The sequence below is a fragment of the Thermomonas sp. LB-4 genome, from assembly GCF_036409385.1.
Classification (GTDB): Bacteria; Pseudomonadota; Gammaproteobacteria; order Xanthomonadales; family Xanthomonadaceae; genus Thermomonas.
The window spans coordinates 80,213-97,431 of record NZ_JAXOFT010000005.1 but is presented as its reverse complement, the minus strand read 5'-3'; the positions used below and the strand labels follow the sequence as shown (position 1 = coordinate 97,431).

Here is a 17,219-nt window from a genome sequence, read left to right as displayed (position 1 = left end):
ATGAACACGATCACGACCCGCTCCGATTCCGCCGTCCGCGCCTGGGTGAACAACGCGCTCGCCCTGCTGGAACAGGAGGCCGCGCGCTCGGCCGACACCCACCTGCTGCGGCTGGATTTCCCCGGCTTCCCGGACATCGCCTTCTACTTCAAGGACGAGGCCAGCCACCCCACCGGCAGCCTCAAGCACCGCCTCGCGCGCTCGCTGTATTTGTACGCGCTGTGCAACGGCCGGCTGCGGCCGGGCCAGACCGTGGTGGATGCCTCCTCGGGCAGCACCGCGATTTCCGAAGCCTGGTTCGCGCGCCTGCTGGGGCTGCGCTTCATCGCGGTGATGCCGGCCTGCACCGCGCCGCAGAAGATCCTCGACGTGCAGGCGCTGGGCGGCCAGTGCGACCTGGTCGAAGACCCCGCGCAGGTGCATGCGCGCGCCGCCGAGCACGCCGCCAACGGCGCGTGCCACCTCGACCAGTTCGGCCTGGCCGAACGCGCCACCGACTGGCGCGGCAACAACAATATCGCCGAATCCATCCTCGGCCAGCTGCGGCGGGAGCCGCAGCCGGTGCCCACCTGGATCGTCTGCGGCGTGGGCACCGGCGGCACATCCGCCACCATCGGCCGCTACCTGCGCTACCGCCGCCTGGACACCCGCCTGTGCGTGGCCGAGCCGGCCGGCAGCGCCTACGTGCACGGCTGGCGCCAGCACGACCGCAACGCGGTGGCCAGCCGGCCCACGCGGATCGAAGGCATCGGGCGACCGAAGGTGGAGCCGGGCTTCCTGTTCGACGTGGTGGACACCGTGGCCGAAGTCGAAGACGCCGCTTCGATCGCCGCGGCCCAACTGCTGGAGGAGCTGCTGGGCACGCGTTACGGCGGCTCCTCCGGCACCAATTTCGCCGCCTGCCTGCAGCTGGCTTCGGACATGCGCGCGCGCGGCGAACGCGGCAGCATCGTCAGCCTGCTCTGCGACCGCGGCAAGCGCTACCAGCAGACGCTGTTCGATCCCGACTGGCGCGACGCGCACGGCCTCGACGTCGCCCCCTGGCAACAGGCGCTGGCCGCGGCGCTGGCCACCGGAACATTCACGCCACCCGACGGTTCTTCATGAGCTTCCACGACCTGCGCGCTTTCATTTCCGCACTCGAACGCCAAGGACGCCTGCAGCGCGTCGGCGCGCCGGTCGACCCCGAACTCGAGACCACCTCGCTCAGCCTGCGCGCTCTGCGCGAAGGCGGGCCCGCGCTGCTGATGGAACATCCGATCGGCAGCAACCACGCCTACCTCGGTAATCTCTACGGCCACCGCGACCGCATCGAAGCGGCACTGGCCGGACGGCCGCTGGCCTCGCTGCGCGAGCTCGGCGAACTGCTGGCGGCGATCCGCGAGCCGCGCTGGCCCTCCAGCCTGCGCGATGCGCTGGCCAGCTGGCCTGAGCTGGCGCAGCTGGCGCACGTCGCGCCGCAGAAGATGCGCGAGGCCGCGTTCCAGTACGAAACGCTGGAAGGCGGCGAGGTCGATCTGTCGCGCCTGCCGATCCAGCGCTGCTGGCCGGAGGATGCGGCCAGGCTCATCACCCTTGGCCTGGTGGTCACCCGCGGCACCCGCAAGCCGCGCCAGAACGTGGCGATCTACCGCCAGCAGGTGATCGGCAGAAACCGCATCATCATGCGCTGGCTGCCGCATCGCGGCGGCGCGCTGGACTTCGCCGACTGGAAGACGACGCATCCCGGCAAACCCTTCCCGGTGCTGGTGGCGATCGGCGCCGATCCGGCCACGCTGCTGGCGGCGGTCGCGCCGATTCCCGACACGCTGTCGGAATACGAATTCGCCGGCCTGCTGCGCGGCGAACGCACTCGCGTCTGGCCCAGCAAATTGACCGGGCTGGACGCGCCGGCCGGCTGCGAGATCCTGCTGGAAGGCTTCATCGATCCGGCCGAAACCGCGCTGGAGGGCCCGTTCGGCGACCACACCGGCTACTACAACGCGCAGGACCACTTCCCGGTGATGACCATCCAGCGCATGCACCTGCGCCGCGATGCGATCTACCAGGGCAGCTACATGGGCCGCGCGCCGTTCGACGAACCCTCGGTGATGGCGATGGCGCTGAACGACGTGTTCGTGCCGCTGCTGCGCAAGGTCTTCCCGGAGATCGTGGATTTCTACCTGCCGCCGGAAGCGTGTTCCTACCGCATCGCGGTGGTGTCGATCCGCAAGCAGTACCCCGGCCACGCGCGCCGGATCATGATGGGCATCTGGTCGTACCTGCGCCAGTTCACCTACACCAAGTTCGTGATCGTCACCGACGAGGACATCGACGTGCGCGACTGGTCGCAGGTGATCTGGGCGGTCTCCACCCGCGTCGATCCGGTGCGCGACAGCCTGCTGATCGACAAGACCCCGATCGACTACCTCGACTTCTCCAGCCCCACCCCGAACCTCGGCTCGAAACTCGGGCTGGATGCCACCAACAAGTGGCCGGCGGAAACCAGCCGCACCTGGAGCAAGCCGATCCAGCTCGACCCATCGGTTGAGAAGCGGGTCGATGCGCTGTGGCGCCAGGTGGCGGCCGGACGCGAGCAGCCGACCCGCGCCCTGTAGGAGCACCGCAGGGGCGCGAACACCCCACCCGAACCCCCGATGGGAGCGCAACGCGGCGCGAACACCCGGCCGCACCGTGCAGGAGCGCACCGCAGGGGCGCGATGCTCTCCGCGTGTCCTGTAAAAGCGTTCGCGCCGCTGCGGTGCGCCTACAGAATTTCGGCGCACCTCAGTGCGCGGGCTTGCCCCAGTCGCGGTCGTCGAACAGCTGCGGATACTGCGCCAACGCGTCCTGCATCGGCGCCAGCTCCGCCTTGCCGAACTTGCCCGCACGCGCGGCGTTGGCGCCGGCGATGAACTTCGCCAGCAGCCCGTGCAGGGCGGCGTCGGCCTCCGGCTTGAGCTTGCAGTTGGCGAACATGTCCTTGATCGCGGCGTCGATCTTTTCCACCGCGTTGTCGCGCTGGGTATCGTCGAGGTGGCCCATCTCGTAGTGGTTGAGGGTCTCGGTGGCCTCGCGCAGGTTGCGCATGCCCGCGCGCAGCGGCGCGTCGGTGGCCCAGCGCTGCGCGGGCGCCTTGACCTGCGCGTCTTGAGGGGCGTGCGCCGCATGGTCGTGGTGGGCGGCGGACTGCGCCATCGCCGGCGCGGCCAACAGCGCGCCGGCCAGCGCCAGCGTCGACATCGAAAGGATGGTCCGGGGCAGCATGGTTCTTCTCCAATGCGGCGGGCCGTCGCCCGCGTTGCAGGGAAACATCGCACGCGCCTGTGGCAGTGGCCATGACCCACGTCAAAAAGCCTCCAACCGGTCCATCAGGTGGCCCATGGCGCGGCCGATTGACCCAGGTCAAGGACGCTGCCTGGCATGGCCACGACCATGCCGGTTTCCCCGCTGCCGGAGCATGCATGCAACTGGTCTGTCCCGCCGGCAACCTGCCGGCCCTGCAAGCAGCGGTGGATGCCGGCGCCAACGCGGTCTACGCCGGCTTCCGCGACCAGACCAACGCGCGCGCCTTCCCGGGGTTGAACTTCAGCGACGACGAACTGCGCGCCGGCATCCGCTACGCGCATGCAAAGAACGCCAAGGTCTACCTGGCGCTGAACACCTACCCCGACAGCGTGCGGCTGAAGGACTGGCATGCCGCGGTGGACAAGGCCGCCGCGCTCGGCGCCGATGCCATCATCGCCGCCGAAATGGCGGTGCTGGACTATGCCGCCCGCACCCATCCGTCGCTGCCGCGCCACCTGTCCGTGCAGGGCAGCGCCACCACCGCGCCGGCGCTGCGCTATGCGTTCGAACGCTTCGGCATTTCCCGCGCGGTGCTGCCGCGGGTGCTGTCGCTGCAGCAGGTGGAGCGGCTGTGCGAGAAATCGCCGGTGGCGCTGGAGGTGTTCGCCTTCGGCAGCCTGTGCATCATGGTGGAAGGCCGCTGCCAGCTCTCGAGTTACGTCACCGGCGCCTCGCCCAACCGCCACGGCGTGTGCTCGCCGGCCAGGTTCGTGCGCTGGGACGAACAGGACGACGGCAGCCGCAGCGTGCGCCTGAACGACGTGCTAATCGACGAATTCAAGCCCGAGGAGCCGGCCGGCTACCCGACCGTGTGCAAGGGCCGGTTCGAAGTCGGCAACGAGGTCTTCCACGCGCTGGAAGAACCCACCAGCCTCAACACCCTGGAACTGCTGCCGCGACTGAAGCAGATCGGCGTGGTCGCGCTGAAGATCGAAGGCCGCCAGCGCGGCGTGGCCTACGTCGGCTCGGTCACCCGCACCTGGCGCAAGGCGATCGACCAGGTCGTCGCCGACGAAGCGCGCTGGCAGCTCAAGCCGGAATGGCAGGCCGAGCTGTCCCGCCACGCCGAGGGCCACCAGACCACGCTGGGTCCGTACCACCGCGCCTGGCACTGAAAGGAAGCACGATGAAACTGAGCCTGGGCCCGCTGCAGTATTTCTGGCCGCGCGAACGTACCCTGGCGTTCTACCGCGAGGCCATCCACTGGCCGGTGGACATCGTCTATCTCGGCGAAACCGTGTGTAGCAAGCGCCGCGAACTGCGCACCGCCGACTGGCTGGCGCTGGCGGAAGAACTCGCCGCCTCCGGCAAGCAGATCGTACTGTCCACGCTGGCGCTGATCGAAGCCGAATCAGAGCTGAGCGTGCTGGACCGGCAGATTTCCCACGGCGGCTTCTGGATCGAGGCCAACGACCTGTCCGCCGTGCAGCTGTGCAGGGAAAAGAGCCGCCCGTTCGTGGCCGGACCGACCCTCAACGTCTACAACCATCGCGCGCTCGCAATGCTGGGCGAAGACGGCCTGCGCCGCTGGGTGCCGGGCGTCGAGCAGGGCCGCGCCCTGATCGGCGAACTGAAGGAAGCCTTCGTTGCCGACGGCGCCGCGATGCCGGAACTGGAAGTGATCGCCTGGGGCCGGCTGCCGCTGTCGTTCTCGGCGCGCTGCTTCACCGCGCGTGCGCTGGACGTACCCAAGGACCAGTGCGGCTTCCGCTGCATCGACTATCCCGACGGCATGCCGCTGGCCACCCGCGAAGGCCGTCCGTTCCTGCGCATCAACGGCATCTCGGTGCAGGGCGAGGAGATCACCGACCTGGGCCCGGAGCTGCCGGAGCTGCGCGCGCTGGGCGTGGACATCCTGCGCCTGTACCCGCAGGCCGACGGCATGGAGGCGGTGGTGCGGCATTTCGACGCCGCCCGCGGAGCGCAAGGCGCGCCCGCCCGCATCGGCGAGCGCAACGGCTACTGGCACGGCGAACCGGGGATGCGGATGCCGGCGGCCTGAGCCGCGGGGAGTTTCTGGGCACAGGGACGTGCCCGTTTCATGCCGATGGAATCAGCCCGAAAGTGGCACATCGCTGCGGTGATGCGCCCCCAGACTCTCGGTTCGCCGCAGCGCGGCCTCCAGCATCCGCTGCGCCAGCGCGCCCTGCCAGCCGGATGACGCGAGCGCCATGCAATCGTGCAACGCCGCCTGCAGGGTGGCGCCCGTGCGCAGCGGCCCCATCGCCTGCATCATCAGAGCGCGCAGATAGTCGAGTTGCATGGCGTCCAGCGACGGCTTGCGCCGCACCATCCGGAAACTGCCGCGCGGCTGCCCGCCATCGGGCAGCGTGCGCAGCAGCGCGCCCAAGCGGCGGCCGAACACCACGCCCTCCAGCAGCGAGTTGCTGGCCAGCCGGTTCGCGCCGTGCACGCCATTGCAGGCCACCTCGCCCACCGCGAACAGGCCGGGCAGCGAGCTGCGGCCGTCGGCATCCACCTTGATCCCACCCATGTGGAAATGTGCGGCCGGGGTCACCGGGATCGGCTGCGCGCGCGGGTCGATACCGTGATCCATGCAGGCCTGGAACACGGTGGGGAAGCGCTGCGGGAACGCGGCGCCGACCTTGTGCGCATCCAGCCACGCGCCGCCGTCGCGGCAGGCCTGCCAGACCCGGCGAGCGACGATGTCACGTGGCGCCAGGTCGGCCAGCGGATGCACGCCCTCCATCAACGACGCGCCGTCCACGTCGAGCAGGCGGGCGCCGGCACCGCGCAGCGCCTCGGTGACCAGCGGCAGGCTGTGCAGGCCCGGCAGCGCCAGCGCGGTGGGATGGAACTGCACGAACTCGAGGTCGCGCGCCTGCGCGGCTGCAGCCAGCGCCAGCGCCAACCCGTTGCCGTCCGCATCCGCCGGATTGCTGGTCTGCGCGAACAGGCCGCCGATGCCCCCTGTCGCCAGCACCACCGCGCGGCCATGCAGTGCCTCGCGGGTGCCATCGGCACGGGTGACGCAGACACCACAGACCTCGCCGTCGCGCAGCACCAGGCCATCGACGTCCACGCCGGCATGCCGTTCGATATGGCCTGCGCCGCGCGCCGCGGCGACCAGCGCTTCCATCACCTTCGCACCCGTCGCGTCGCCGCCGGCATGGACGATGCGCGCGCGGTCGTGGCCACCCTCGCGGCAGAACTGCAGGCTGCCATCCGGTGCGCGGTCGAAATCCACGCCGATGGCCTGCAACCAGCGCACCGCATCGCCGGCGTTGGCCGTCAGCAGGTCAACGATGGCCGGATCGTTGTGGAAGCTGCCAGCCACGCAGGTGTCGCGTGCATGCGCCTGCGGGCTGTCGCCGGGATCGATGGCGGCCGCTATCCCGCCTTGCGCCAGCGTGCTGGCGGCGCCACGGGTGCCGGATGCACGCGCCAGCAGGAGCACCGGCGCCGGCGCTGCGGCCAGCGCCGCCGACAGCCCGGCGATGCCGCCGCCGACGATGATGACAGGCGCGGGCGCGCTCACACGCGGTCGCGACGCCCCACCGCCAGCATCCGCGCCAGCGCGCGCCGCGCCGCAATCGCCACGTCCTCGGGCACGGTCACCTCGTGTTTCAGGTCGCGCAGGCAGGCATGGATGTTGGGCAGGGTGATCCGCTTCATGTGCGGGCACAGGTTGCAGGGCTTGATGAACTCGACCTGTGGGAACTGGTTGCGCAGGTTGTCGGCCATCGAGCACTCGGTGATCATCGCCACCCGCGACGGCTTCTCCTTCGCCAGCCACTGCCCCATGGCGCTGGTGGAGCCGACGAAATCGGCCTCGGCCAGCACCTCCGGCGCGCACTCGGGGTGCGCCACGATCTTCGCGTCGAAGCGCTCGCGGGTGTGCCGCGCTTCCATCGCGGTGAACTTCTCGTGCACCTCGCACACGCCGTTCCACAGCACCAGTTCGATGCCGGTCTGCTGCGCCACCCACGCGCCGAGGTAGCGGTCGGGCAGGAAGATCACCTTGTCCACGCCGAACTCGGCGGCGATGGCCTCCACCACCTGCGCCGCGTTGGCGGAAGTGCAGCAAGCGTCCGATTCGGCCTTCACCGCCGCGCTGGTGTTGACGTAGCTGACCACCGGCGCGCCCGGGTGCTGCGCCCACAGCGCGCGCACGTCAGCGGCGGTGATCGAGGACGCCAGCGAGCAACCGGCTTCCAGGTCCGGGATCAGCACGGTCTTGTCCGGGGCCAGGATCTTGGCGCTCTCGGCCATGAAGTGGACGCCGCACAGCACGATCAGGTTGCTGTCGCAGTCGGCCGCGGCCTGCGCCAGCGCCAGCGAATCGCCGGTGACGTCGGCCACGCCGTGGAAGATCTCCGGCGACTGGTAGCTGTGGGCCATGATCACCGCGCCGCGCTGGCGCTTGAGTTCGAGGATGGCGTCGATCCATGGCAGGTGCAACGGCACCTCCATGCACGGGATGAGACGTTCAAGCTTCTCGACCAGCGGCGCGTGGCGCGCTTCGAGTGCGGGATGCCAGGACGGCGCGGCGGATGCGTTCATGTGCTCTTCGGATCGGGGACGGGCAACACCCGCGCGACGGCCGCACGGGCGACGGGAACAGGGCGGCGCTCAGGCTTTCGCGCGATAGGCGCCGCGGGCGGCGCGGGCGAAGCGGGCGCCGCGGTTGAGGGTGATGCGCAGGCCCAGCGGCACCTTTTCCCACGGCAGCCGGTCCAGCAGGTTGCGCGCGGTCAGGCCCAGCTCGACGTCGCCGGTCAGCACCAGCCGGCGCTGGAAGAACAGGGTGTCGGCATCCTCCAGCCGGCCGGCCAGCAGCAGCAGGTCGGTGGCGGTGCCGCGCACGGTGGCTTCGGCGGGCGTATCCACCACCACCAGCTGCTGGCCCTGCAGTTCCACCACCCAGCGCAGGCCGAGATCGCTGACCTCGATGCCGAGCCGGCGGCCGGCCATGAAATCGAGCGTGCCATCGGCCATCGGCGCGGCCAACACCTTCGCCATCGCGCGTTCCAGCAGCCGCTTCTGCATGGACGGCGGCAGCACCCGCAGCAGCGGCGCGATGCGACGCGGCGGCGGCACCAGCCGCAGCAGGGGATGCGCCGGCGGCGGCGCGGAATCGGTCTGGGTCTGCATGATGGCCGCGATCATGCGGCCATCGCGGGGGGCCACTCCTTGATCCAGATCAGATTGCAGGCCCTGCGCGCGGCGGGCGTCGCCGATCGCCAGCGCCAGCACCCCGCTGGCGGTGTCCGGCGCCACCCCCAGCACTCCCGCCAGGGTTTCCGCGCGCCGGCGGACGCGCTGCTCGCGCGCCTCGTCGCGGCCCGGCACGCCGGCCCCGGCCTTCAGCCGTCCGGCCAGCCGCGCCAGCCGGGTGCGCGCGGCCAGCAGGAGCACCAGCCCGTCATCCACGCCGTCGATGGCCAGCCGCACTGGCGTCAACCCGGGAGCCCGTTCACGCATCGTCCTGCCTCCCCAGCGCCCGCGCGGCCGGAAGCACCTGCTGCAGATAGACCGCTTCGGCCTGTTCGCCGTCGAAGTCGGCGTGCTTGCGCTTCTTCACCCCGTAGTCGGACAGCACCAGATGGGTGTCGGCCACCACCCCGGCATTGGCCAGGCAGGCCGACACGCAGCGCAGCACGCAGCCGTCCAGCGCCAGGATCGGGCGCTGGCTGCGCGCGGTGCGCACCAGCCCGGCCACGCCCCCGCCGACGCCGGCGATGCAGGACATTTCCGCCGCACCGGCGCGGTCCAGCCGCAGCGCCAGATGGTTGGCCATCTGCGCCGCGCTGGAACAGCCCGAACACGAATACACCAGCGGCAACGGCTTGCTCATCCCTGCTCCTTCAGCCCACGGATGAAACGGCTGCGGCGCCGGTCGACGCCGCACAGCGCGGCGAAGCCCGCCGCATGCGCCAGCAGCAGCGCGCTGCCGGCCCCGCGCGCCAGCGCAGGATGCGCCGTGGCGGCAAGCAGCGCCATCGCGGCGAGCCCGTGCAGCGCCAGTACGGCGGCCTTGTCGCGCGCCGGCAGCAGCAGCTGCACGCCGGGCAGGCGCACCCCGCGCCCGCAGCGTCGCTGCAGGTCGATCCAGCCGAGGAAGGCGGAGATCTCCAGCTGCATGCCGCCGACCAGCAGCGGCAGCCCGATCGCCAGCGCCAGCACGCCCGCCAGCAGCAGGTTGGCATCGCCGCCGGCCAGCAGCGCGCAGGCCGCCGCGGCCAGCGCGGCGAAGCCCGCCATCCAGAAATACGTCAGCGGCGCGCGGCGCAGCTTCGGCGCACGCAACTGCAGCAGCAGGCCAACCAATGCGACGGCCAGCACCAGCAGCCCTGCGCCCACCCGCAGTGCCGCTGCCGAGGTGCCGCGCAGCGCCAGCGCGATCAGCAGCAACGCGTACAGCGCCAGCTGCCATGCGGCCTGCAAGCGCGCGGGCACCGCGGCCACGCCCTGGAACATCGGCATCACCACCCGCGCCACCGCCACCAGCAGCGCCAGCACCCAGCCCAGCACGCCCCAGCCGGCGTGCGCATCGGTCAGGGCCAGCAGGGGCAGTCGCCACGCGCCGGCAATCGCCAGCGCCAGCGAGAGCCCAAGCAGCGCCGTCACCAAGCCGCCGACCATCGCGCAACCAATGCCCCAGCGCAGCAGCGGCTGCCCGGCGGCGCGAACCAACCCCGGCAGCACCAGCGCCGCCAGCAGCACGAACGCGGCCAACAGCAGCAGGCCGCCCCAGTGCGGCGACAGCAGTGCTGGCCGGCGCAGCGCCAGCACCAGCAGCAGCGCACCGATGTTCAACAGCGCGTGCAGCAGCAGCGCCGCGCCGCGGCCGCCGCGCACGCGGGCGCCGGCGGCCACCGGCAGGAACTGCAGCAGGCTGCCGAACATGGCGTTGCCCAGCACGCCCAGCGCCAGCGCGTGCACCAGCGCCAGGGTCGCCCCGCCCCAGCGGGATGCCAGCGCGGCATCGCCATCCAGCGCCAGCAGCAGTCCCGCCGCCATGCCCCACAGCGAGGCCGACAGGAGGAACCGCCGCGGCGTGGCCGGCGTCGGCGCCTGCTGCATGGCCAGCCTGGTCATCGCACCGGCATCAGGCCGCGGGCCGCAGGATCGCCACCCAGGTGCCGTGGTCCAAGCAGGGTTCGCTGCGCCAGTGCAGGCCGCGCGCTTCCAGCGCTTCCAGCAGTGGCGCCGGCAGCAGCGGCGTCAGCACTTCCAGCGCCTGCCCCGGCTGCAGGGCATCGGCAGCGGCCAATGCCTGCAGCAGCGGCTCCGGCGCCGGCAGCGCACGCAAATCCAGCTTCTTCATGGCGCCAACTTCCGCGAGCCGCGCCACTCCACCTGCAGCCAGAGCTTGCGGTTGTTGCGCGAGAAGCCGTCGGCGCGGTAGTCGGCCAGCTTCACCATCCCGCTCAGGCCGCCCGGCAGCGGGAAGCCCAGCGATGCATCCCACTCGCTGCCGTAGCGCAGGCCGCCGACATCGGCGCGGTAGTCGTGCCAGGCCAGCGCCCAGGCCAGCCTGCCGTCGAGACGGCCGCGGCCGAACTTGCCGCCGGCGCCGAGGTAGCGATCTTCCAGACCCTTCGCCGGAGTGGTGCCGAACTGGTCGTCCCAGCCGTTGAAGGCATGCAGCGTGGCCAGCGGCGACTGCACGGCGACCGCGCCATTGCCGCCGAGACGCTCCCAGCCGGCGCGCAGCGTAGTCCGGCCCCGGGTCCAGCTGGGCTCCAACAACCAGTAGTCGAGGCCGAAATCGGCCGGATTGCGCGCATGATCCGTCTGCCGCGCGTATTCCGCAGTCCAGCCGAAGCCCTGTCCGCCCTGCCCGGCGGCACCGGTCCAACGCAAGCCATAGGTAGCGGTGGAAGCGGAGGCGACGTCGCGGTCGTCGTGCAGGTAGGCATAACCGGCCAGCTGCTGCGCGCCGTGCTTCCACGCGAGATTCAGCAGATGGCTGTCGAGATCGCGCTCGCGCGCCAGCCGGTTGATCGCCTTGTCGCCAGCCACCCGATGCACCCGGTCCAGCCAGTAGTACTGCACGCCCAGGTCGACGCGCGGCTTCCACTGCGCGCCCAGCGCGTCGAAGGTCTGTTCGTTCTGCCGCCAGCCCACCGCGCCCACCCAGCGCTGGTTGTCCAGCGCGACGCGCTGGCGGCCGACGGTAACGCCGCCCTGCGCGCCCTTCCAGCCGACCCAGGCCTGGTTGAGTTCGGCACCGGTCGGATCCAGCACGGTCGGGAATGCGCTCTTGCCGTTGGCGCCACTGTTGTAGTTGCCGGCACCGGCCACGCCTTCGCCCTCGAGAAGGACGGTCCAGCCAGCCGCCGGCGCCAACCGCAGGCCGGCACGCAGGCGTGCAGTGGTCGCAGCGGCGTCGCGGCCGAAACCGGCGTCGTCAACCTGCTCGTGGCGCAGGCGCAGATCCCACTCCAGTGCGGCCTTCGGTGGCTCGGCTGCATGCAGCGGGAAGCCCGCGGCCAATGTGATGACAAGAATGGAAATCACTCGTGTATGGTTCGCCATCGGGGATGCCGGAATTGGATGCGTGGCGCAAGGTTCTGCGCTTCGCAGCGCCCGCATGTTGATGCAGGTCAAGCGGCAGCGTTGCCGACGCGCGGCGGCCTGCCGGTTTTGACCTGGATCAACATGCAAAACCCCGCCGACGAACGATGCTTGCCGCCAACAACGACACATCACTCCAAAAGGGAACCACACGATGAAACCCGCAGTCCGGTATGCCACCCTGGCCTTGGCCGTCGCGGCCACTCTGGGCCTGTCCGCCTGCCGCATCGAGCAGCCGAACCCGTCGCCCAACGGCGCCGTCCACAAGGAAGACACCGGTGGTTCCGCCAAGGGCGACTTCGGCCCGCCGGTGGGCGAGCCGATCCAGGCCGTGCTCACCTCGCCGCCGCTGGTGCCGCCGGCGACCGGCCGCAGCCAGCCGGCCAAGGTGATCGTCTCGCTCGACGTGGTCGAGAAGGACATGGAGATTTCCGAAGGCGTGACCTACACGTTCTGGACCTTCGGCGGCACCGTGCCGGGCAGCTTCATCCGCGTGCGCCAGGGCGACACGGTGGAGTTCCACCTGCGCAACATGCCGGACAGCAAGATGCCGCACAACATCGACCTGCACGGCGTCACCGGCCCCGGCGGCGGCGCCGCCGCCAGCTTCACCGCGCCCGGCCACGTCAGCCGCTTCAGCTTCAAGGCGCTCAACGCCGGCCTGTACGTTTACCACTGCGCCACCGCGCCGGTGGGCATGCATATCGCCAACGGCATGTATGGCCTGATCCTGGTCGAGCCGCCGGAAGGCCTGCCGCCGGTCGACCGCGAGTACTACGTGATGCAGGGCGACTTCTACACCACCGGCAAGTACCGCGAGAAGGGTCACCAGGGCTTCAACATGGAGCGGGCGATCGACGAGAACCCGACCTACGTGCTGTTCAACGGCATGGAAGGCTCGATGACCGGCGACAAGGCGCTCAAGGCCAAGACCGGCGAGAAGGTGCGCCTGTACGTCGGCAACGGCGGCCCCAACCTGGTGTCCAGCTTCCACGTCATCGGCGAGATCTTCGACAAGGTCTGGTACGAGGGCGGCACCCGCTTCCAGGAGAACGTGCAGACCACGCTGATCCCGGCCGGCGGCGCGGCGATGATGGACTTCCACATGGAAGTGCCTGGCAGCTACGTGCTGGTCGACCACAGCATCTTCCGCGCCTTCAACAAGGGCGCGCTGGCGATCCTCCAGGCCGAAGGCAAGGAGCGCAAGGACATCTACTCCGGCAAGGAAGTGGACGCGGTCTACCTGGGCGACCAGGTCGCCGGCACCAGCCGCGCACCGGTATCGGTGGCCGCTGCCTCCGCCAAGGCCGGCACGCTGACCAAGGAAGAGCAGATCGCGGCCGGCAAGGTGGTGTTCGCCGGCACCTGCTCCACCTGCCACGGCACCGACGGCAAGGGCATGGAGGGCGTGTTCCCGCCGCTGGCCAACTCGGACTACATCAAGGCCAATCCGAAGCGCCTGCCGGAGATCATCCTGCACGGCTTGGTCGGCCCGGTGAAGGTCAACGGCAAGGACTACAACTCCAACATGCCGCCGATGAGCCAGCTGACCGACGACGAAGTGGCCAACATCTCGACCTATGTGCTGAACAGCTGGGGCAACCCGGGTGGCCAGATCAGCAAGGCCGATGCCGCCGCCGCCCGCGCCGCCAAGCCGGCCAACGCCTCGGAAGGTCACTGAGCCATGCGCAAGGCGCTGACCGCCCCGCTTCTCGCCCTGGGCCTGGTGGTCCTGCCCCTCGCCGGCCTCGCGGCCGGCGTGGTGGCAGGGCGCTATGCCGGGCTGCCGGGCGGTCAGTTCAAGTCGGTGTTGCGCTACGAGGATGCCAAGAACGGCGTGCGCATCAAGCCATTCGCGCTGATGCGCAAGCCGGTGACCAACGCCGACTTCCTTGCCTTCCTCAAGCGCCACCCGGAATGGCGTCGCGACCGGGTCTCGAGCGTGTTCGCCGAATCGCGCTATCTCTCCCACTGGGCCGGGCCCGACAAGCTCGGCCCGAACGCACTGCCGGATCGCCCGGTGGTGTGGGTCAGCTGGTTCGCGGCCGACGCCTACTGCAGCTGGCTGGGCGCGCGCCTGCCCACCTGGAACGAATGGGAGTACGCCGCCGCCGCGGATGAAACCCACCGCGACGCCCGTCAGGATCCTGCCTGGCGCGAACGCATCCTGGGCTGGTACTCGCGCTCCTCGCGGGACGCCCTGCCCAGGGTGGGCATGCAGGCGGCCAATGCCTACGGCGTGCACGACCTGCACGGCCTGGTCTGGGAATGGACCGAGGACGCTTCCTCACTGATGGTCGACAGCGACAACCGCACCCAGGGCGACCCCGACAAGGGCAAGTTCTGCGGCGCCGGCGCACTGTCGATGGACGACCGCGAGAACTACGCGGTGATGATGCGGGTCGCGATGCTGTCTTCGCTGGAAGGCCGCGACGCCACCGCCAACATGGGATTCCGCTGCGCGAGGAGCGCACCATGACGATGCACCCGATGAAACACCTGCTGCGCGGCCTCGCCGCCACCGTGCTGCTCGGCTTCGCCAGCCTGGCCGGCGCCGCCCAGCCCGCGCCGGCGCTGCCGGGCGATTCGATCTACCAGCTGCCGCTGCCGCTCACCGACAGCCAGGGCCAGACCCGCGACTGGCGCACCCTGCGCGGCAAGCCGCGGCTGGTGTCGATGTTCTACACCTCCTGCCAGTACATCTGCCCGCTGATCATCGAATCCGGCAAGGCGGTCGAGCGCCAGCTCACCCCCGCCCAGCAGAAGCGCCTGGGCGTGCTGCTGGTCAGCATGGACCCGGCCCGCGACACTCCGGCCGCGCTGAAGAAGGTGGTCGACCAGCGCAAGCTCGATCTCGGCCGCTGGACGCTGGCGACGCCGCCCGCGGACGACGTGCGTTCGGTGGCCGCGGTGCTCGGCATCCGCTACCGCCAGCTGGCCGACGGCGAGTTCAACCACAGCAGCATGCTGATCCTGGTCGACGCCAACGGCCGCATCCTCGCCCGCACCGAGAAGATCGGCAGCCAGCCGGACCCGGACTTCGTCGCCGCCGTGCGCAAGGCGGTGGGCGGCTGAAAACACGGCTCGCGCTGCTCCACACCCTTGCCGCAGGCGGGCACTGAAAGGGCGCGACCGTTTTCCGCAGATCACGCTAGGGGCATCGCGCCCCTGCGGTGCACTCCTACAAAGGGCGTGGTGGAGCGAGGCTGAAGCCCCTCCTACAGCAATCGCAGCGTCAACACGAAGGCCAGGAGCATGGCGACGATGCCGGGAAGCAGCCGCAGCGCGTAGGCGCGTCCGCCGCTGGCCCAGGCCAGGCCGACCTTGGTGGCCGAATTGGTGCTCAAGCCCAGCGCGATGCCGGTCAGCGCCACCTCCGCTTCGATCCGCCCCGTCGCCACCAGCTGCGCCGCCGATGCCGCCACCGCGTGCGCGTCGGCCAGGCCCGACACCGCCATCACCGCGTCCAGCGCGACCTCGCCCAGCCACGCCTGCAGCCACGCCGAAACCAGCATCACCGTGGCCAGCAGCGCCACGAACAGCAGCGCCTGCTTGGGTTCGAAGGCGCGACCTTCCGGCGCCTCGAGGTCCGCCGGCACGTCGCGCGCGGCGCGCGCCGCGACCAGCGCGAAGGCGGTCACCGCCACCCCCGATGCCAGCAGCGCCGGCCACAGTCGCGCAAGCAGCGGTGGCGACATCAGCCCCACCACCACGCCCAGCTGCACCACCGTGCTGATGTTGGAAATCATCCCAGCGCCTGCGCAGGCGCTGGCCAGCGCTGGTTCGCGCCGGGCCCGCGCGCCCATGCTGGCGATGGTGGCAGCGCTGGAGGCGAACCCGCCGGCAAAGCCCGCCAGCATCAGCCCGGTACGGGCGCCATAGGCCCGCTTGGCCACGTGCCCCAGCGCGCTGATCGCCATCACGATCACCGCCAGCAGCCACAGCTTGCGCGGATTGGCCACGCCCCAGGGGTCGATGGCGCGATCGGGCAGCAGCGGCAGCACCACGGTGGCTGCCGCCGCCAGCAGCAGCGCATCGTGCAGCTCCTGGTCGGTCAGCACCTGGTGCACGAAATGATGCGCGCGCGTCTTCATCGCCAGCAGCAAGGTCACCGCCACGCCGAGGCCCGCAGCCAGCGCAAGCTCGCGCATCGCCAGCACGCCCAGCAGGAACACCACCAGCATCGCGGTCTCGGTGGTCAGGCCGGGGTCGCGGCCGCGACTGGTGCGGTAGCCGGCCAACGCCGCCAGCACCACGAAGGCGCCGCCCAGCGCGATGCCGATGCCGCCGATGCGCTCGGCGATCGCGCCCGCCAGCCCGATCAAAGCGAAGGTGCGCACGCCGGCCACGCCGTCGTCGCTACGCCGCTCGCGCTCCACGCCCACCAGCAGGCCCAGCCCAAGGGCGACCGCCAGCCCGCGCAGGATGTCAAGATCCACTATCATCCGGGCAGCTTCGCGGAACCCCCGCCGCCGGGCAAGCCCGGCACGGAGGCGCGCCAGCCGGTCAGGCGCGGTCGCGCTTGCGCGGCTGCGGGGTCAGCCCGTCGCTGCCGCCGTTGGCGGCCAGGCACAGCGCGGTTTCGTCGAGAATGCGCACCCGCCTGCCGCGCACCTCGATCACGCCGTCCTCGTGCAGCCGGCTGAAGCCGCGGCTGACGGTCTCCAGCACCAGCCCCAGGTAGCGCGCGATCTCGTCGCGGCTCATCGGCAGCTGGAAATCGTCGGCCGGGCGGCCGATGCGCCGGTAGCGCTCGCTCAGGCCGTGCACGAACAGGGCGATGCGCTCGCTGGCCTGGCGCCGCGACAGCACGTCGACGTGGTCATGGTCGCGGTCCGCGCTCTGGCCAATCACCCGCAGCAGCTGCTGCTGCAGGCTGGGCAGCCTGGTGGCGATCGTCGCCAGCTGCGAGAACGGCAGCTCGCACACCCGCGCATCGCTGAGCGCCACCGCTTCGCAGCGGTGCTGGCCGCTGCCGATGGCGTCCAGCCCGAACAGCTCGCCCGGCAGGTGGAAGCCGAGCACGTGCTCTTCGCCGGCCGGGTTCACCACCACGGTCTTGAAACTGCCCTCGCTGGCCACGAACACCGCCCGCAGCGCATCGCCCGCCCGGTACAGGCTTTCCCCCTTGGCCAGCGGTTTGCGCCGCTGCACCACGGTGTCCAGTCGACCAAGGTCCTCCGCATCGACACCGGCCGGCAGGCACAGCATCTGCAGCGAGCACTCTGCGCAGGTGCGACGCAGCCGTGCCAGGTCCAGCGGGATGGGATTGCTCATGGCGTTGCGATTGCCTGCAAATCGGGATGGCTGGGGCTACAATTATCGCCGATCCCGCCGCCCGTTGCCCG

17 protein-coding genes are annotated in these 17,219 nt (G+C 70.6%); 7 read left to right on the top strand and 10 right to left on the bottom strand.

Going from position 1 to position 17,219, the window contains the following annotated elements:
* Complete coding sequence (locus SPK54_RS05995; RefSeq protein WP_330947015.1) at positions 1–1,107, top strand: PLP-dependent cysteine synthase family protein; 1,107 nt, start codon at positions 1–3, stop codon at positions 1,105–1,107.
* Complete coding sequence (locus tag SPK54_RS05990) at positions 1,104–2,597, top strand: UbiD family decarboxylase (protein ID WP_330947014.1); 1,494 nt, start codon at positions 1,104–1,106, stop codon at positions 2,595–2,597. Before SPK54_RS05995 ends, SPK54_RS05990 begins: the two co-directional genes overlap by 4 nt.
* Positions 2,598–2,766: 169 nt before the next feature.
* Here SPK54_RS05990 and SPK54_RS05985 read toward each other — a convergent pair whose 3' ends face one another.
* A complete protein-coding gene (locus tag SPK54_RS05985; protein ID WP_330947013.1) occupies positions 2,767–3,246 on the bottom strand; it encodes a DnrO protein in 480 nt (159 codons plus the stop codon).
* Between the two features lie 197 nt (positions 3,247–3,443).
* On the opposite strand from SPK54_RS05985, the gene SPK54_RS05980 reads away from it, so the two are divergent.
* Positions 3,444–4,442 (top strand): peptidase U32 family protein, encoded by a 999-nt coding sequence (locus tag SPK54_RS05980; protein ID WP_330947012.1) that lies wholly within the window; start codon positions 3,444–3,446, stop codon positions 4,440–4,442.
* A gap of 11 nt (positions 4,443–4,453) precedes the next feature.
* Positions 4,454–5,329 carry a U32 family peptidase gene (locus SPK54_RS05975; RefSeq protein WP_330947011.1) on the top strand — a complete coding sequence of 292 codons (876 nt, stop codon included), beginning with the start codon at positions 4,454–4,456 and terminating at the stop codon, positions 5,327–5,329.
* A 51-nt stretch (positions 5,330–5,380) separates the two neighbouring features.
* On the opposite strand, the gene SPK54_RS05970 is transcribed toward SPK54_RS05975, so the two are convergent.
* From SPK54_RS05970 to SPK54_RS05940, 7 genes are all read right to left on the bottom strand, one after another.
* Positions 5,381–6,826 carry an FAD-dependent oxidoreductase gene (locus SPK54_RS05970; protein ID WP_330947010.1) on the bottom strand — a complete coding sequence of 482 codons (1,446 nt, stop codon included), beginning with the start codon at positions 6,824–6,826 and terminating at the stop codon, positions 5,381–5,383.
* Complete coding sequence (nadA, locus tag SPK54_RS05965; protein ID WP_330947009.1) at positions 6,823–7,851, bottom strand: quinolinate synthase NadA; 1,029 nt, start codon at positions 7,849–7,851, stop codon at positions 6,823–6,825. The genes SPK54_RS05970 and nadA overlap by 4 nt, the downstream gene beginning before the upstream one ends.
* 69 nt (positions 7,852–7,920) lie before the next feature.
* Positions 7,921–8,772, bottom strand: coding sequence for an SCP2 sterol-binding domain-containing protein (locus tag SPK54_RS05960; RefSeq protein ID WP_330947008.1), 852 nt, complete (start codon positions 8,770–8,772; stop codon positions 7,921–7,923).
* The gene (locus SPK54_RS05955; protein ID WP_330947007.1) at positions 8,765–9,145 is read right to left on the bottom strand and encodes a putative zinc-binding protein; all 381 of its coding nucleotides are present in this window, start codon (positions 9,143–9,145) and stop codon (positions 8,765–8,767) included. The genes SPK54_RS05960 and SPK54_RS05955 overlap by 8 nt, the downstream gene beginning before the upstream one ends.
* On the bottom strand, positions 9,142–10,389 hold the full coding sequence (locus tag SPK54_RS05950; protein ID WP_330947006.1) for a hypothetical protein: 1,248 nt from the start codon (positions 10,387–10,389) through the stop codon (positions 9,142–9,144). Before SPK54_RS05950 ends, SPK54_RS05955 begins: the two co-directional genes overlap by 4 nt.
* Positions 10,390–10,399: 10 nt before the next feature.
* The gene (locus tag SPK54_RS05945) at positions 10,400–10,618 is read right to left on the bottom strand and encodes a DUF2249 domain-containing protein (RefSeq protein ID WP_330947005.1); all 219 of its coding nucleotides are present in this window, start codon (positions 10,616–10,618) and stop codon (positions 10,400–10,402) included.
* The gene (locus tag SPK54_RS05940; protein ID WP_330947004.1) at positions 10,615–11,814 is read right to left on the bottom strand and encodes an alginate export family protein; all 1,200 of its coding nucleotides are present in this window, start codon (positions 11,812–11,814) and stop codon (positions 10,615–10,617) included. Before SPK54_RS05940 ends, SPK54_RS05945 begins: the two co-directional genes overlap by 4 nt.
* A gap of 211 nt (positions 11,815–12,025) precedes the next feature.
* Here SPK54_RS05940 and nirK point away from each other — a divergent pair, with 211 nt between their 5' ends.
* Genes nirK through SPK54_RS05925 form a run of 3 tightly spaced genes read left to right on the top strand, consistent with a single transcriptional unit; the run spans position 12,026 to position 14,946 of the window.
* The gene (gene nirK / locus SPK54_RS05935) at positions 12,026–13,552 is read left to right on the top strand and encodes a copper-containing nitrite reductase (RefSeq protein WP_330947003.1); all 1,527 of its coding nucleotides are present in this window, start codon (positions 12,026–12,028) and stop codon (positions 13,550–13,552) included.
* A 3-nt stretch (positions 13,553–13,555) separates the two neighbouring features.
* A complete protein-coding gene (locus SPK54_RS05930; RefSeq protein ID WP_330947002.1) occupies positions 13,556–14,350 on the top strand; it encodes a formylglycine-generating enzyme family protein in 795 nt (264 codons plus the stop codon).
* Complete coding sequence (locus SPK54_RS05925; protein ID WP_330947001.1) at positions 14,347–14,946, top strand: SCO family protein; 600 nt, start codon at positions 14,347–14,349, stop codon at positions 14,944–14,946. The genes SPK54_RS05930 and SPK54_RS05925 overlap by 4 nt, the downstream gene beginning before the upstream one ends.
* Before the next feature lie 143 nt (positions 14,947–15,089).
* Here SPK54_RS05925 and SPK54_RS05920 read toward each other — a convergent pair whose 3' ends face one another.
* Positions 15,090–16,316 (bottom strand): DUF4010 domain-containing protein, encoded by a 1,227-nt coding sequence (locus SPK54_RS05920; protein WP_330947000.1) that lies wholly within the window; start codon positions 16,314–16,316, stop codon positions 15,090–15,092.
* 61 nt (positions 16,317–16,377) lie between these two features.
* On the bottom strand, positions 16,378–17,148 hold the full coding sequence (locus SPK54_RS05915) for a helix-turn-helix domain-containing protein (protein ID WP_330946999.1): 771 nt from the start codon (positions 17,146–17,148) through the stop codon (positions 16,378–16,380).
* Positions 17,149–17,219 lie beyond the last annotated feature (71 nt).